The organism is Niallia sp. FSL W8-0954, assembly GCF_038005605.1.
GTDB classification, from domain to species: Bacteria; Bacillota; Bacilli; order Bacillales; family Cytobacillaceae; genus Niallia; species Niallia circulans_A.
Window position 1 is genome coordinate 1,592,917 of the sequence record NZ_JBBOTN010000001.1, and the last position, 16,534, is coordinate 1,609,450.

A 16,534-nucleotide genomic window follows, 5' to 3' on the forward strand; every position below is an offset into this window, starting at 1 on the left:
AGCGAAAAAGAGAAGAAAAAAGTGTAGCATTTTTGCCGTTTATTTTCCATGATTATGGAGCTAGCTGGATAGAAAAAGGGAATGATAACAAAGTAGAGGGAGGGAGAAGTGGCAAGGTGTACTGATTTCATCGTCAAGAGAAGTGTTGTCTATAAGCAACAATAGGAGAACTAAAGGATTAGGAAATAAAAGTAATGGGAGTTTCCTAGGTTGTTTTCCAGCATGAGGTTTATGAAATTAGAGAGTTTTATATAAATAAAAAAATTATAAAAAAAGATAAAAATGAAAATGAGCAATAATGCTACACTTAAAGGTACGTATATCGTGCTCCTTTATGAACAAAATAAAACAATAAATAGATAAAATCACATTTTAAAGGATGTGCAAAAAATGGTTACAAGTGAAGTGCTTCAACCTATTCAACAATATAATAAACCATTTAAGAATATAGAAGATTTACGAGATTTAATTAAAGCAGCAAGTAAGGCAAAATATGCATTAGTAGGAGAAGCCACCCATGGATAACAAAAATGGAGGCTAACGATTTAGTGTTAACCTCCATTTCGTATGAATGATTATAGTTTAGCACCTAGCAGAACTTTATTGTTCCATTCTTAAAAGAAGTTGTCATTTGATAAGAACCTTTAGGGAAAATAAATGTCCAAGGCATACTTGTATGGGCTGGGATAACAAAATCCGGAAGGGTGAAAGTTCTTTCAGCAATGATATCTCCGTTAATAGAATAAGCCAATTTAGTATCATGGAATGACAGTGGACTATCTGTGAAATTATGAACCAATACAGACACAAGCAATGCCTCTTTATGATTAATTGCTTCACGGATCGGAGAGAAAAGGATGTTTAAACTTGTTAAATCCTTAGTTTCTCGGAAGATTTTTTCTATATTTATTCGATCCTGAGGTGCTAATTGTTTATCCCAGGAAGCTTCAAACTGTAATTGCTGCATATCAACAAAACCACCTTTTGAAGTGAGTGTAACATAAGTGAATAAAAGAATCTATTAATGCTGACTTACACACTATTTATTTTTTCTAGACAGTAAATTTAGGATGAAATCTAAACCGAAAGCAACTAGCAATCCTGACCAAAAAATGACGGTTGTGCTAAAAGGCTCCTTCTGGAAAAACAGGGAACTAGTATAGTTGACAAATAACAATAATAAATAGACGTAGAACCCGGCTATTGCCCCTTTTCGCCAATTAGCTTCTTCACTGTTAGACATTTTTCTGAAAAACATTTCTTATACACCTACTTTAATTTTCTGGTTTACCATTATTTTACCATGAAGATTAACTAGTTTTTAGATTAATAGTCATTATCTATTTTTTGTAAACGAAATTAAGTCTAAACAGAACAAATGTTTTGGTGTAGAATAGTAATGTTGCAAAATTATTAAATGTTAGAGGGGTAATCAACTTGAATGGAACATCACATGCTGTAATTGGATCAGCGACTGGATTTATTGTTGCTCATACGGTGCAATCCACACCATCGGAGACACTCTTGTTTGTTTCTTTAGGAGCAGTGTCTGGATTAATTCCCGATCTTGATATTGATGGAAAACTTAGAGGGAAAATTACTTTGCCTCATCAAATGATTCAGCTATCTGCCCAAGTCATCGGAATAATGATGATTCTATATAGCTTCTTTGATAGAACAGCGTTAGAGAGGTGGATGGGTGTCGGAATCGGTATACTGATTTTATTTATCGCATCTTTGATTAAACAAAAACATATGCTTACAATCACGGGTATTGCTGTACTCATGGGGGGGATATCTTTAGAAGAGCGCTGGATTATTCTGCTAGGAATTTATATCATGATTGCATCTTTTACTTCCCATCGAAGTTATACACACTCCATCTTAGGCGTGATCTTTTTTGGAATTATTGCAGCTGATTTAGAGATTTCGCTTGGTATTAATGGATTGTTTTACACTTGTATAGGCGGATACATAAGTCATCTACTAGCGGATTTAAAAATACTGCCAGTTAATAAGCGCGGTGTTAAACTGTTCTTACCTTTATCATCAAAGGAATTTTAATTAGTTGATAGTTATCTATCTTTATACATAACTAGAAGTTAGATAGGAAGAATCCCCCATTCAGGCGTGAGGAGGATTCTTTCTATTGGAAGCATAAATCATCAACATTGTCTAATCAGGTATAAACGAAGTTTTTGTGGGCTTATGTTATAATATGGAAAAAGAGGAGGGCGTTAAGAATGGGGTATGGTTTTCGCAAGAGTTTTAAAATAGCTCCTGGTGTTCGTGTAAATGTGGGCAAAAAAAGTGTAGGAATAAGTGCTGGTGTAAAAGGACTAAGATACAGTGTGAACTCACGAACAGGCAGTAGAGTAACAGCAAGTATTCCGGGGACAGGATTATCCTATAGTACCTCAGGATCAGGAAGTAGAAGTAGAAAATCGCCTGCCTATCAAAGACAAACTGATATAAATAGAAGACAACGAGAGATAGCAAAGCTAAATGAATTAGAGCAAGCGAGGCTTGTAGTGGAGGCATATGAAAATACGATCGAGCGTATCCATAGCATTCATATAGAAGCAGATGATTCTATTAATTGGATTAAAGTGAGAGGTTCAGAACCACCTTATCAACTTCAAAGTGGAGAAATGGGAGAAAAGGAAAAAGCGGCATTACAGAAGCTGCAAAATTATAAACCAAGCCTTTTTTCTAAACTTTTCAATCGAGAAGCTGCGGAACAGAAGCTGCGTGAAGAAGTGATAGCAGCAAGCGAACAGGATAAACAAGAATATCTTGCCTGGGAGCGAGACGTACAGGTTGCTACAAAGGTGTTAGAAGGGGATATCGATACATATTTTCAAGTTATCGAAGAATTTGCTCCATTAGATGACTTAACGGAATTTGGAAGCGGGTTTGAATTTGGCTGCGAGGACCCGAAAGTAATGGAAATTGAATTTGAAGTAAATACAGAGGATGTTGTTCCGAAAGAACACTTATCTTTAACGAAAACAGGGAAACTTTCTAAAAAACAAATGCCGAAGGGAAGGTACTTTGATATTCAACAAGATTACGTATGCAGCTGTGTAATCCGAATTGCCCGTGATATGTTTGCTTTATTACCCTTACATACGGTCTATATCCATGCAGTCGATAATCGTTTAAATACCGCAATCGGATATGTAGAGAAAATCACCATTCTATCTGTCAAATTAGAAAAAGGCAAACTAAATAGATTAAATTTTGCTAATATCGACTGCTCCGATGCTTTAGAAGCTTTCAAACACAAAATGCATTTCAAAAAGACTAAAGGCTTTGAACCAGTCGCTCGATTAGCGATAAATTAAGAGAATCAGAGGAGACAATTCTAATGAGGTCAATTTTAATGCAAGGAACTCAGAAGAACGTTTCCTTGATACCCTTGCATTTTTTTATTAATGAGTTTATTATATAAATCGTAATGATTACGATTTATAAGAAAATAATAACGGGAGTGGAAAAATGAAAAAAATACCAGTTACAGTGTTAAGTGGCTATTTAGGGGCAGGGAAGACGACTTTACTGAATCATATATTACATAATCGAGATGGGTTGAAGGTTGCAGTAATTGTAAATGATATGAGTGAAGTGAATATTGATAGTGAATTAGTGCAAACGGTAGGCGGATTTTCCCGAACAGAAGAGAAGCTTGTGGAAATGTCGAATGGCTGCATTTGCTGTACATTGCGTGAAGATTTGCTTGTTGAAGTAGAAAGGCTGGCGATAGAAGGGGATGTTGATTATATTTTAATTGAATCCTCGGGTATTAGTGAGCCTATCCCGGTTGCCCAGACTTTTTCTTATATTGACAAAGAGATGGGGATTGACCTAACAAAGTTTTGCAAGCTGGATACAATGGTAACGGTCGTAGATGCAAATCGCTTTTGGCATGATTATGAGTCAGGAGACTCTTTGCTCGATCGAAAAGAGGCAGTGGGAGAAGAGGATGACAGAAATGTCGCTGATTTATTAATCGATCAAATTGAATTTTGCGATGTTCTCATCTTGAATAAATGTGATTTAGTAAAAGCGGAGGATTTGGACAAATTAGAGAAGGTAATTAGAACATTACAGCCAGTTGCTAGAATTATTCGCACAGTGAACTGCGCGATCGATCCGCACGAAATACTAGATACGAATCTATTTGACTTTGACCGGGCTAGTGAATCGGCAGGCTGGCTCAGAGAGTTAAATTTGGGTCCGAACATGCATACTCCAGAAACAGAGGAATATGGAATTAGCTCGTTTGTTTATTCTAGCAAAAAGCCATTTCATTCAGAACGTTTCAATGATTGGTGCCATTCTATGCCACTCTCTATTGTACGGGCGAAAGGGATAGCATGGTGTGCGACGAGGAATGACTTAGCATTATTATTATCGCAGGCAGGTCCTTCCGTAAGTATTGAGCCAATTTCTTACTGGGTTGCAGCACTTCCAGAAGTTAGGCAAGAGGAAATTTTGAAGGTCAATCCTAGTTTGCGCGGAAATTGGGACCCTCAATTTGGAGACAGACATACAAAACTTGTATTAATCGGAATGGATTTAAATGTAGAGCTTATAAAAAAGGAACTGGATGAATGTTTATTAACAGAAGAAGAGTTTCTTGGAGAGTGGCAGCAGTTGAGAGATCCATTTTATTGGCAGCTATCAGCAAGATGATTTCGCAGAAGCAGAAAACTTGTAAATCGTAATCATTTCGTTTTAATATATAAGAAGAGTATAAAGTAAATATTTTTTGATAAGGTAAATCGTAATGATGACGATTTGTGGAAAAGGAGGAAAAACAGCTTGGCAAAAAAATCAAAGGTAGTAAAAGAAAGAAAAAGAAGAGAAATAGTGGAGAAATACGCTGAAATTCGCAGAGAGTTGAAGGAGAGGGGCGATTTTGAAGCATTAAGAAAACTGCCGAGAGATTCCTCACCTACTAGGTTAAAAAATAGATGTGAAGTTACAGGAAGGCCGAGAGGTTATTTAAGAAAATTCAAAATGTCTAGGATTGCATTTAGAGAGTATGCGCATAAAGGACAAATACCTGGTGTGAAAAAATCTAGCTGGTAATAAGAAAAATTGGAGGAATGATTAGTATGAAAAAAGGAATACATCCAAATTATCAAGAAGTTGTTTTTATGGATGTTAATAGCGGATTCCAATTTTTATCTGGATCCACTAAACAATCAAAAGAAGAAATTGTTTGGAAAGATGGAAAAACCTACCCGCTTCTAAAAGTAGAAATTAGTTCTGATACACATCCTTTTTATACTGGACGTCAAAAATTCTCCGATCGTGGTGGTAGAGTGGAACGCTTTTATGAAAAATATAAACAAAAAAAGTCATAATAAAAGAGGTGTGTTTTCCGTTTTCTTTTCTAATGAAATGTTTTAACTCCCTTGCGAATGTGAATAATTTAAGTAGAACGTGCAATTGAAAAGGAGGATAAAATATGAACAGCCAATTAGAGAGAATGAAAACGAAAAAAGGGTTCATTGCTGCATTAGACCAAAGTGGTGGCAGTACGCCAAAAGCGCTGCTTCATTACGGAGTGCCAGAAAGTGCTTATACGAATGACGAGGAAATGTTTGATTTGGTACACAAAATGCGGACAAGGATTATTACTTCCCCAGCATTTAATTCTGAATATATTCTTGGAGCAATCTTATTTGAACAAACGATGGATAGCAAGATTGAAGGTATGTATACGGCGGATTATTTAGCACAGAAAAAAGACATCCTTCCCTTTTTAAAAATTGATAAAGGATTAGCAGATCAAGCAAATGGAGTTCAGCTAATGAAGCCAATCCCAGATTTGGATAAAATTTTGCGACGTGCCAATGAACGTAATATTTTTGGAACAAAAATGCGTTCTGTTATTAAGGAAGCTAATCGAGATGGAATTAAAGAAGTTGTGGAACAACAATTTGAAATAGGAAAACAAATAATAGCAGCAGGCTTAGTACCAATTATCGAACCGGAAGTAGATATTTATAGCCAGGATAGAGAACAGTCTGAGGCTATTTTGAAAGAAGAATTGTTAAAGCATCTCGATGACCTAAACGAAAATGAAAATGTCATGTTAAAGCTATCGATTCCTGCTATTGCGAATACTTATAAAGAATTAACCACCCATCCACGAGTAGTTCGAGTAGTTGCCCTTTCAGGAGGATATAGCAGAGAAGAAGCAAATCAAAAATTAAAAGAAAATGACAATATAATCGCAAGCTTCTCTAGAGCTCTAAGCGAAGAACTAAACGTCAATCAATCAGAGGAAGAATTCAATCAAAGCTTAAAAGAAGCCGTAACCTCTATTTACGAAGCTTCCACCGTCAAGAAATAACAGAAACATTTTTAATTGTAATGCCGTTTTAATAAGGAAAAACCGAATATTAGAAGATGAGAAAAAGAAATTTTAAATGGAAAGGCTCTGATACTGTTTATCAGAGCCTTTATATGATTAATCAAGAATTCTTTTTTCTCCGTCTATCGCTTGGATAGGTTGTATATTCTGCGTGAACTCCAGTGTTCCCATATATTCGCTTTGTTCATTTCTTACAGCAAAGTACCGTATATATACATATTTATCTTTGAATTTAATCCAAAAGTCTTCACTATCTTTTTTTCCTGATTTAAAGTCATTTAATAACTTTTCTACTACATGCACGCTTTTAGGTGGATGACAGTTTTGGACAGTTCGTCCAATGACAGCTTTTGTTCGGGCAAAAATTCTTTCTTTTCCATGAGAAAAATAACGCACCACATCATCTTTATCAATAAAGGTAATATCCACTGGCAAATGATTCAGCATCAGCTCAAGCTGTTTGACAGATAAAATTCCAGTTTCAAAATGAATCAATCCACTTTCGATCTTATCTAAAGCAGAGCTCTCTTGCATAGATACTCGCTTTGGAATCCACTTTTCGACCGGTTTGATCAAACAATAGCCAATTTCCTCGCTTTCCGCTGCAATTTTTATCCATTCATCTTCGGTTAATGTGCTTAGGGCCATTGGAAAGAGAATATTCTCTTCTTTAAAAATCATTTCAGTAGCTTCTTGAATAATAAAGTAAATATTATTCAGAATGTCTTGTTTTTCCCCATGATAGTCTTCCAATTGTTGCTTGGCTAATTTGATAGCTGCACGAATTCGATCATCTACTCCCCACATTACCTGGGTTGGTCCATATATACCGTATTTTTCAAGAAAGGGGAATAGTAAATTTTCTTTGCGGCTATAGTGTTTATCGATTTCTACTAATAATTGTATATCTTCTGAAAGTTTTTGGAGATTTTTGGGAGAATCTTCTTTTTCAAATCGTTCATAATGAAGCTGAAGCTTGAAATTCACCAACAAATCAATTTCCTTATTTTCCAGTTTAAAAGTATGGATTGGATGTCCAGCTTCTTCTTCAGCTTTTTGGGAAGAAGAGGCATGAATATCATCAATGGACCCTTTGAATACTGCTGTGTGCACAGAACATAATCGTTGTACCTCTTCAACTGGGATACCTTCCTCTTCCATTAATGCTTGTTCAAGCTGTGATATTTCCGATACCGATATATTACCAACTGCTTTTTTGAATTGAGCTTTAACTTCTTCCACGGACCTGCCAGCATGTAAATCTTTAATAATTTCTTTTAAAAGCTGCTGGCGCTCAGATGCAGCTTTTTTTAATTCTGTTCGATTGTTAATTAATTCACTCATATGTGTCCCTTCTCTCTTCTATAATTGTAAATCCATGATCTATACAAGTTTGCTTTACTGTGTTCATTGATATTTTTCTCATGCGACACCCTTTTGGAATCGTCATTATTCGTCCGGCAGTTTGCATCATCCGAGGATCTGTAATCTTTTCAAAGCCAAGATCTTTTAAAACGCTGACTAATTCTGGATAAGTAGTGGTTAGTTCCAAGATGGTTAGATTTAAATCTAATACTTTAGCCAATCGATAACACCTCTTTTGCTGATAATAATTCTCAATGGAAGTATAACAAAATAACCAAAACAAAAATGTGATGGAAATCACACTTTAAAAATAAGGGATAAACAATAGTACACTTACAGGAGCCATTTTATTTAGGTTCATGATTTGTTTCAGTTGCCAACAAAATAAGAACTCAATGATCGTTGAAGAAGAAAGCGCTACAAACTACAATTTAATTAAAGGTGATCACCTTAAAAAATAAAGACATGGAGGATGTATATCTTAAAAGAGAGTTAATACAAAAAGGCTGAAAATGAAAAAAGGAAGCTGCTTTAAAGGAGGTAGTGATATTGTTAAGCAATATCTTAGAAGAAGAATTTATCCAATTAAATGTGAGGGTGGATAATTGGGAGGAAGCAATTAGAAAAGGTACACTACCTCTCGTAATGAAAAACAAAATAACAAAAGAATATGTCAATAAAATAATCGAAATTGCTAAAACAATAGGACCATATATTGTCATTACTAAGCATGTAGCTTTACCACATGCTCCTGCAGAATTTGGGGCAAAGGAAACAGCAATTGGGATTACTACTTTAGAATATCCTGTTAGGTTTGGAAATGAAGCAAATGATCCTGTTAAGTACTTGTTCTGCTTAAGTGCTACAGATAGTAATAGTCATTTGGAAGCATTGGCAGAATTGGTAAAACTCTTGGAAAATGAGGAGTTTTTTCAGCTGTTAGATACAAGCAGTAGTCCGAAAGAGATATTTTCATATATTAGTAAAATTTAAAAGGGAGAGATTTCTATGTATAAAGCATTAGTAGCGTGTCGAGCAGGTGTAGGTTCAAGTTTGATGCTAAAGATAAAGGTAAATGAGGTTGTGAAAGAAAATAAACTGCCTATCCAAGTCGAACACTCCTCATTGGATGGAGTGGCTGGGTTTGATGGCGAAATATTAATCACACTTGTCGATGTTGCACAGGAATTGAGTAATAAAGGAATAAAGCAGCATATTATTGGTATTGCAAATATTGTAGATAAAAAAGAAATTCTTGAAAAATTAAATGCATTTTTACAGCAAACGGAAATTTGAATAGAAGGAGCTGTTAGTAAATGATGCAATTCATAATTAGTTTATTTAGTAATCCTGCAATTATTCTAGCATTAGTTGCATTGATTGGATTGCTGGCACAAAAAAAGGCAATGACAGAAGTAATGACTGGCACCTTTAAAACACTGATTGGGTTTTTGATCTTTGGAATAGGTGCTAGTACGATGACAGCTGCATTGAAAAACTTTAATGTCTTATTCCAAGATGGTTTTGATTTAACTGGAGTTGTCGCATCTCCAGAAGCCGCAACAGCCCTTGCACAATCTGAGTATGGGTTTGTTGTATCCTGCACATTGATTTTAGGGTTTGTAATGAATCTAGTTTTTGCAAGAATAACTCCTATGAAGAATATTTTTTTTACAGGAGGGCATAGTTTATTCTTTGCATGTGTACTGTCGCTCATTATTAAATCGTATGGGTATTCAAATACTATTTCAATCCTTGTTGGCGGGGTTATTTTAGGTTTTTGTTCAGCCGCTTTACCGCAATTATGTCAGCCTTTTATGCGGAAAATTACAGGCAGCAATGCTACTGCTATAGGGCATTTTAATATGTTAGGCTATGCTTTATCAGGCAGTATTGGAATGTTATTCAGCAAACATCAAGAGAAAAGCACGGAATCAATTAAATTTCCTGCTTGGTTATCCTTTTTTAGAGATTTTCTGATGGGAATGGCTGTTATCATGTTGATTCTTTTCTATGTCTCTGCTCTAAAGGCGGGAAAAGATGTTACACAAGAATTAGCTGGTACAACCCACTGGCTAGTCTTCCCTTTAATCCAAGCATTTATGTTCACAGCAGGGATGTCGATTTTAATGACAGGAGTACGTATGTTTTTGGCCGAAATTACAGCAGCTTTTGTGTCTATCTCGGAGAAATTTATCCCAAATTCGCGTCCGGCTCTAGATGTTCCAACTGTCTTCCCATTTGCGCCAACAGCAGTAATTGTTGGTTTCCTGTCTGCGTATGTAGCTGGACTTTTGGCAGTATTTATTATGGTGTTTTTTGATTTCCCAGTTGTTATTATACCTGCTGCTCATATTGCTTTCTTCTCAGGAGGAACGGCTGCGGTTTTTGGTAACTCAACAGGGGGCTGGAGAGGAGCAGTTGCAGGATCATTTGTTGTTGGCTTATTACTAGCCCTCTTACCAACAGTTCTTTATCCGGTATTTGCTGGTATGAACATTGAAGGGTCAACTTTTCCAAATATTGACTACAATATTACTGGTATGCTTCTCAATAAATTCTTAAGCTTTTTCCACTAAGTTTTAGTTAAGTTATGGGGAAAAAGAAATCAAGAGGAAAGGAAAAGAAGAAATGAGTGAGGCGAAGAACTATTTAGAAGCGATACAAGAAGAGATGAATCAATTAATCAATCATATTTCCATAGCTAATCTAGAAGAAGCAAAGTCCTGTATTATTAATGCTGGAAAAAAAGGAAAACGATTACATCTCACTGGTATTGGAAAACCTAGCTATGTTGCCCGTTATAGTGCATCTTTATTATCCTCTACCGGAACTCCAGCCTACTTTTTAGATGGAACAGAAGCAATTCATGGCTCGTCGGGTCAAGTAGTGGAAGGAGATGTCGTAATTGCCATTTCCAATAGTGGAGAGACAGAGGAATTAAAAAAGACGATTCACACTTTAAGAGAAAATGGGGCAATTATCATTTCCCTTACAGGGAATCTGCAGTCCTCGATTGCTCGGCAAAGCGACTTTGCAATTTTTGCAGGTGTATCAAAGGAGGGGGATGGTCTTAATAAGCCTCCTAGAGCTTCTGTTGTTGCTGAACTGCTTGTACTGCAAACCTTATCAGTATTACTTCAAAATGAGATAGGCTTGGATGCACAAACTTATGTAAAGTGGCATCCAGGTGGAACCCTTGGACAATCCATTAAATAATAGGGAATTTTAAAAGGCTATAGAGGAAGAAACTTTTTCTATAGCCAGCAAAATAAATACTTTAACAGAGGTGAAGATAATGAGGCCTAGTGGAATCATCACGGCAATGGTTACCCCTTTCGATCAGGAGCAAAAGATAGATATACAAGCAACACGTAATCTAGTAAATCGCTTAATCCGTTCAAAGGTGGCTGGATTATTTATTTTAGGTACGAATGGAGAATTTCATGTTTTATCAAGAGAGGAAAAAGTCGAATTTGCCTCACTTGTCATTAATGAAACAAATAAACGCGTTCCCATTTTTGTAGGAACTGGGGGGAATAACACAGCAGAAGTCATTTCTCTATCAAAAGAAATGGAGAAGCTGGGAGCAGATGCACTTTCTGTCATTACGCCATATTTTCTGTCGTTAACAGAAGATGAATTATATCATCATTATAAAAAAATTGCTGAATCGGTAAGTACTCCAATATTACTTTATAATATTCCGAAAAATACTGGTATTCACTTAAGCCCGCCATTAGTAGCACGACTGGCTAAGGTGGATAATATAGTAGGAATTAAAGATAGCAGCGGGGACATTGAAAATATTAAAAACTATATTAGCGTGACAAAAGAAGAGGCTTTTTCTGTTTTATCTGGGTCTGATTCTTTAATTTTAAAAGCTTTAGATGAAGGAGCGACAGGAGCAATTGCCGCAACTTCGAACTTATTAACATATATAGATGTTTCTATTTATAAGCATTGGCAAAAGGGAGAAAGACAGGAAGCGGAAGAAGCACAGCAAAGTTTAGAGGAGCTGCGTCGAGTATTAAAACTCGGTTCCACCCCTTCTATCTTAAAAAAGGCAATGGAGCTTGCGCAGATTCCAGTTGGGCCAGCTAGGTATCCAATCTTAGAACCAAAAAGTGATGTAATCGAAGAAATTAACTCGGTAATAGCAGCATATCTACAAAAATATCATCAATTATCGTATGAAGGGGCTGCTATTCATGTACAAAAATAACATTCTTAATAGAATCGAAAATACAGCAATTATGGCAATTGTAAGGGTAGAAACATTAGAACGTGCCTATGAAATTGCAGATGGATGCTTAGCTGGAGGAGTAGATGTATTAGAAATTAGCTACACATTACCAAATGCGGGGGAAATTATAAAGGGGTTAAATGAGAAATATGGTGCTCGTTTACTAGTAGGGGCTGGTACAGTCTTAGATACAGAAACAGCAAGATTAGCGATATTAGCTGGAGCGAAATTTATCATTGCACCAAATTACAAAGAAGAAGTTAGTAGAATATGCAATCGATACCAAGTACCTTATGCTCCAGGCTGTACAACCATTTCGGAGATGGTGGATGCGATGGAATCAGGTGCTTCCATGATTAAAGCATTCCCGATTTCTAATTATTACGGATCCCATCTTGGAACAGTTTTTAAAACACCGATTCCTTATATGCCTATAATGGCTTCTGGAGGTGTAACGATTGATAATATCATAGAGTGGTTTGAAAATGGAATTGACTGTGTAGGAATCGGTAGTTTGTTAACAAAAGGAACATCATCACAAATTGAACAAAATGCTAGAGAACTTGTAGAAAAATTAAGGGAATATCGAAACAAGAAGTGAAACATAGAGAATAAAGCAAGAGAAATAGTTAATGAGAAATAAGGCAGCAATCATTAGTCTATTTCTCTTCTATTATTAAATGTATCAATAAATGGAGTGAAGTCATTTGCTAGATGAACGATCATACCTCATTATCCAAAAAATTATGGAACGCCCATTTATAGAAAAGCAAAACTTACAAGAACAAACGAAATTAACGCAAAGACAAATTGATTATAGCCTAGAGAAAATAAATAGCTGGTTAGCATCCCATCATAAAAAACCAATCGAAATAAATAGCTACAACCAAATTTCTGTTGACTATGAAACGAGGGAATTATTAATAAATGAGGTATCAAATACTATTCCAGTTGATGAGTATGTGTTAAGTAGTGAGGAACGGATACAATATATGTTTCTTTATCTTTTCATAAACATAGAGTATCTGTCGATAAACCATTTCATTGATGCTTTAAAGGTTGGCAAAACAACAATAATGGGAGATTTAAAAGCTTTAGCTGCAAAATTACAGCATAGGGGAATTTCTTTGGGATACAATCGGAAACAGGGATATCATTTGGTAGGAACCGAGAGCGAGATACGCTATTTAGGATTAAAGTTAATAGTAAAAGAATTAAATACAAATAATAACACCAAATTATTTGGCTATTTTTTACGAGAAAATCATCTTGAAAGCTACGAGCAAATGAAGCAAATTGTATTATTTTATTCGAATAAACATAAGATTCATTTTATCGAGAACAGGTTAACAGAATTTATTTATTCCTTTTTATTTTTAAAGACAAGATTAAAAACGAAGGAATCTGTTAACTTCATCCATGAATGGAAATCGGTTAAATCTACAAAAGAATATCAGTTTGCAGAAGAGCTATTATCATTTTACCATTTGCAGAAGGAAGATAATATTTGCTACTTAACAGCCTGGGTACTAGGTCTAACATTAGGGGAGGCCGATGAATATCGCGAAGATTTTCCACTTATTATGGACTTGGTTGAACATATCCGCATGCGTTTTGAATCTTTTTCCGGCATTCGCTTTGAACATCCAAGAGAAGTATCTAAGCAAATTTTCCGGCATTTCCGATCTGCCTATTATAGATTACTTTTTCATTTGCCGATCGTTAATCCACTGTATGAGAAGATTATAGAGGAATACAATCATCTATTTACTATCGTGAATGAAACGATGAAGCCGCTTAGCGTGCTATTTAAACATCCTATTCCCGCCGAAGAAGTAGCCTATTTGACGATTCATTTTGCATCCTTATCCAGGAATGAAAAAGAGGGAAAGGTAAATAAAAAAGTAGGTGTGATTGTTTGTCCAAATGGAGTTGGGAGTTCCTCTATTACGCATACCGTTTTAAAGTCTATTTTTCCCGAGTTCACTTTTTTAGCTCCTATCGAAACACAACAGCTGGATAAAATAGACGTTGATTATGATTTGTTATTTTCTACCGTACCAGATATTCGCTTGTTTTATACGAAAAAACCTGTTTTTATTGTAAGTCCTGTTATGGATATAGCAGAAAAATATCGGTTAATAAGAGATGTTTATACAGAGCTGGGGAATTCCTTTTTTAAATTGCCCAGTGTAGAATTAATTACGCAAATTGTGGAAAAGTATGCTGTAGTGAAAGAAAAAGAGCAAATGAAGCGAGAATTATACGAGTACTTTGCAGTAAATGAAAAAGTAGAGCTAAAAAAAGAGCAGGGACCAAATTTAAGTGAAATTATCTCCCCAAATCTTATTCAATTACATGTATTGGCAAAGAATTGGCAAGATGCCATTTCTTTATCTGCCTTACCATTATTACAAGAAAGAAGAATAACAGAAAATTATATTCAAAAAATGATCGAAAATGCTAGGAAAGATGGTCCTTATATGGTCATCATGCCAAATGTCGCGCTTCCCCATGCAAGACCAGCAGATGGCGTAAATCAATTATCCATAAGTATAGCTGTATTGAATGAGCCAGTATACTTTGATAAACATACTAATAAACCGGTTCAATTTGTCTTCTGTTTGGCAGCCATAAATCAGGAATTTCATTTGAATGCACTTTCACAGTTAGTACAATTGCTGGAAAAAGAGGAATTTTATCATATCTTAAAAACAAGTAATACTTCTGAAGAGGTTTTTGATTATATATGCTACCAGGAAGAAAATAATATAAAGCTAGTGCCATAATAAGGGATGAATGCTAGTAAAACAAGGAAGGCAAGGCACCGATGAAGAGAAGGTGCCCTGCCTTATTGAATTTCTGAATGGACCATAAGTACATAGTAGAACGGTATGCCGGATTCTGATTGGGTGATGTGCTCTTATGGCAACAACGATTTCGATGTTGTTTTCTTGGGCATATGAGATTTATCAAGACTTAACCAAAAGTTGATAGTGGAATAGTTAAATACAGTTGATATGAATAACTAATAATTGAGTGTTTTGGGAAATGTATTTGAAAAACTAAAAAATTATATTAATGGAGAATGTGTAGAAAGCAAAACGATTACATATAAAGATGTATATTACCCAGCTATTAAAGACATTATCAAACAAGCTCTACGAAGTCGCACTATCTGCGAACTCATGCACTCGTGGATTTGTTTGCCTATATCGATGTTATACTAATAATGTTTTATCGAGATAAATTCACCTACTATTTATCCATCTTTTTGAGAGTAGGAAGATTTTGAAAATTCTATTACTGCTCTTGAAAATAGTTATTTTGTAAGGAATAACCAATAAAATTAAATATAATTTTGTAATTTTAAAAGGTGACTATCATAAGAATAGAGAATAAATAAGAGTAAAATTTTCAGTAAAGATATTAGTTGGGGATGGTGGCAAGTTTATTTTTAAATGAATTGAAAACGCTTTAAATAGGAGGGTTAAGGATGACGGAAAAAATAATCGCACTCTATCGTTTAATGGATAAGGTGGAAACTTATGAAGATTTTAGTTACCACTCTCATGATAGATATGAAATATACTACTTTCATGGGGGAGAATGTAAATATTTAATTGGTGATCGTATTTATCGTTTGCAGGAGGATGACTTAATTATTATGAATGGCCTAACATTACATCGAGCCTATCCTGAGCCTGGGGCTTATTATGAGCGCAGTGTGATTGAATTTTCTTCCGAATGGCTGCGGCCACTTTTAAACAATTTAAATGTCCCGGAACTGCTATCGCCATTTAATCAATTGAGCAATACTTTATTTCATATAAAAGATAAAGAACAGTCTGCTGAAGTAAAAGCATTAATAAAGAAATTGGCAGAGAAAGTGAAAAGATCCAAGGAAGAAAACGCAGGCGACGTTCGCTTCCAAGTGGGAGAGTTAACAGCGATGCTGATGCAGCTTTTATTTAAGGTTTATGAGTTAAGTAAGCAGCAGCTTGAACATAATATTCATGCTGAATCTGATAAAAATCTTCATGTCAAAAAAATGATTGAATGGATTGATACGCATTTCTGTGAACCAATCACGTTAGATGATATTGCCCATCATTTAAATATTAGCAAGTATTATATGTCGAGAATTTTTAAAGATGTAACAGGATATACAATTATGCAATATATCATGAGCTGTCGAATAAACCGCGCCAAATATTTACTGGAGATCCATCCAGACAAATCGATTCTTGAAGTATCTCTTGAATCAGGATTTGAAGATTCCTCTCATTTCAGTCGTTTTTTTCGAAAACAAATGAAACTAACTCCTACAGAATACCGTAATAGCAAAGCAATTCGTATGAAAAACACGAATTAAGCTAAATTCTCCCACCATGTCTCTACAGCAACGATTTTTAAATATGATTATTTAAAAGAGCAATAAAAAACAATTTCTTCATCAGATTACACAATTCTATCCACGTTAAAAATAGATAACTTTCATACAATGGAATCAGAAGGGAACATAAACACGT

General features: G+C 35.3%; 18 protein-coding genes and 1 pseudogene. 16 read left to right on the forward strand and 3 right to left on the reverse strand.

What is annotated here, in order from left to right; all coding sequences use genetic code 11:
* Positions 1-390: 390 nt before the first annotated feature.
* On the forward strand, positions 391-525 hold the full coding sequence (locus NX902_RS07815) for a hypothetical protein (RefSeq protein ID WP_268926841.1): 135 nt from the start codon (positions 391-393) through the stop codon (positions 523-525).
* Between the two features lie 64 nt (positions 526-589).
* Here the strand turns inward: NX902_RS07815 and NX902_RS07820 are convergent, their stop codons facing one another.
* Positions 590-967, reverse strand: coding sequence for an SLAP domain-containing protein (locus NX902_RS07820; protein WP_163186711.1), 378 nt, complete (start codon positions 965-967; stop codon positions 590-592).
* Between the two features lie 470 nt (positions 968-1,437).
* Here NX902_RS07820 and NX902_RS07825 point away from each other — a divergent pair, with 470 nt between their 5' ends.
* From NX902_RS07825 to NX902_RS07850, 6 genes are all read left to right on the forward strand, one after another.
* Positions 1,438-2,064: a metal-dependent hydrolase gene (locus NX902_RS07825; protein WP_163186709.1), complete on the forward strand. Its 627-nt coding sequence runs from the start codon at positions 1,438-1,440 to the stop codon at positions 2,062-2,064.
* Positions 2,065-2,243: 179 nt separating this feature from the next.
* On the forward strand, positions 2,244-3,347 hold the full coding sequence (locus NX902_RS07830; RefSeq protein WP_163186707.1) for a DUF4236 domain-containing protein: 1,104 nt from the start codon (positions 2,244-2,246) through the stop codon (positions 3,345-3,347).
* Positions 3,348-3,501: 154 nt separating this feature from the next.
* Positions 3,502-4,698 (forward strand): GTP-binding protein, encoded by a 1,197-nt coding sequence (locus NX902_RS07835; RefSeq protein WP_163186705.1) that lies wholly within the window; start codon positions 3,502-3,504, stop codon positions 4,696-4,698.
* A 129-nt stretch (positions 4,699-4,827) separates the two neighbouring features.
* Positions 4,828-5,097 (forward strand): 30S ribosomal protein S14, encoded by a 270-nt coding sequence (gene rpsN, locus NX902_RS07840; protein WP_095332269.1) that lies wholly within the window; start codon positions 4,828-4,830, stop codon positions 5,095-5,097.
* Between the two features lie 26 nt (positions 5,098-5,123).
* Positions 5,124-5,375, forward strand: coding sequence for a type B 50S ribosomal protein L31 (locus NX902_RS07845; protein WP_047941460.1), 252 nt, complete (start codon positions 5,124-5,126; stop codon positions 5,373-5,375).
* Positions 5,376-5,479: 104 nt separating this feature from the next.
* Positions 5,480-6,370 (forward strand): fructose bisphosphate aldolase, encoded by an 891-nt coding sequence (locus tag NX902_RS07850; protein ID WP_095332271.1) that lies wholly within the window; start codon positions 5,480-5,482, stop codon positions 6,368-6,370.
* A 117-nt stretch (positions 6,371-6,487) separates the two neighbouring features.
* On the opposite strand, the gene NX902_RS07855 is transcribed toward NX902_RS07850, so the two are convergent.
* Together NX902_RS07855 and NX902_RS07860 are read right to left on the reverse strand one after the other, a co-directional pair.
* Positions 6,488-7,735 carry a DUF438 domain-containing protein gene (locus NX902_RS07855; RefSeq protein ID WP_163186703.1) on the reverse strand — a complete coding sequence of 416 codons (1,248 nt, stop codon included), beginning with the start codon at positions 7,733-7,735 and terminating at the stop codon, positions 6,488-6,490.
* Positions 7,728-7,976 carry a DUF1858 domain-containing protein gene (locus NX902_RS07860; protein WP_123257336.1) on the reverse strand — a complete coding sequence of 83 codons (249 nt, stop codon included), beginning with the start codon at positions 7,974-7,976 and terminating at the stop codon, positions 7,728-7,730. The genes NX902_RS07855 and NX902_RS07860 overlap by 8 nt, the downstream gene beginning before the upstream one ends.
* A 323-nt stretch (positions 7,977-8,299) precedes the next feature.
* Here NX902_RS07860 and NX902_RS07865 point away from each other — a divergent pair, with 323 nt between their 5' ends.
* The 9 genes and pseudogenes from NX902_RS07865 (at position 8,300) to NX902_RS07905 (ending at position 16,377) form a co-directional block, all read left to right on the forward strand.
* Positions 8,300-8,749 (forward strand): PTS sugar transporter subunit IIA, encoded by a 450-nt coding sequence (locus NX902_RS07865; protein ID WP_249928268.1) that lies wholly within the window; start codon positions 8,300-8,302, stop codon positions 8,747-8,749.
* Positions 8,750-8,764: 15 nt separating this feature from the next.
* Positions 8,765-9,052, forward strand: coding sequence for a PTS sugar transporter subunit IIB (locus NX902_RS07870; RefSeq protein ID WP_095332275.1), 288 nt, complete (start codon positions 8,765-8,767; stop codon positions 9,050-9,052).
* A gap of 20 nt (positions 9,053-9,072) precedes the next feature.
* Complete coding sequence (locus NX902_RS07875) at positions 9,073-10,335, forward strand: PTS ascorbate transporter subunit IIC (RefSeq protein WP_235844517.1); 1,263 nt, start codon at positions 9,073-9,075, stop codon at positions 10,333-10,335.
* Positions 10,336-10,387: 52 nt separating this feature from the next.
* Positions 10,388-10,975: an SIS domain-containing protein gene (locus tag NX902_RS07880; protein ID WP_095332277.1), complete on the forward strand. Its 588-nt coding sequence runs from the start codon at positions 10,388-10,390 to the stop codon at positions 10,973-10,975.
* A gap of 79 nt (positions 10,976-11,054) precedes the next feature.
* A complete protein-coding gene (dapA, locus tag NX902_RS07885; RefSeq protein ID WP_095332279.1) occupies positions 11,055-11,981 on the forward strand; it encodes a 4-hydroxy-tetrahydrodipicolinate synthase in 927 nt (308 codons plus the stop codon).
* A complete protein-coding gene (locus NX902_RS07890; RefSeq protein ID WP_163186701.1) occupies positions 11,968-12,603 on the forward strand; it encodes a ketohydroxyglutarate aldolase in 636 nt (211 codons plus the stop codon). The genes dapA and NX902_RS07890 overlap by 14 nt, the downstream gene beginning before the upstream one ends.
* A 106-nt stretch (positions 12,604-12,709) precedes the next feature.
* Positions 12,710-14,791, forward strand: coding sequence for a BglG family transcription antiterminator (locus NX902_RS07895; protein ID WP_095332283.1), 2,082 nt, complete (start codon positions 12,710-12,712; stop codon positions 14,789-14,791).
* A gap of 255 nt (positions 14,792-15,046) precedes the next feature.
* Positions 15,047-15,160, forward strand: a pseudogene (locus NX902_RS07900) (hypothetical protein); the annotation flags it as partial.
* Between the two features lie 338 nt (positions 15,161-15,498).
* Positions 15,499-16,377, forward strand: coding sequence for an AraC family transcriptional regulator (locus tag NX902_RS07905; RefSeq protein WP_235850320.1), 879 nt, complete (start codon positions 15,499-15,501; stop codon positions 16,375-16,377).
* Positions 16,378-16,534 lie beyond the last annotated feature (157 nt).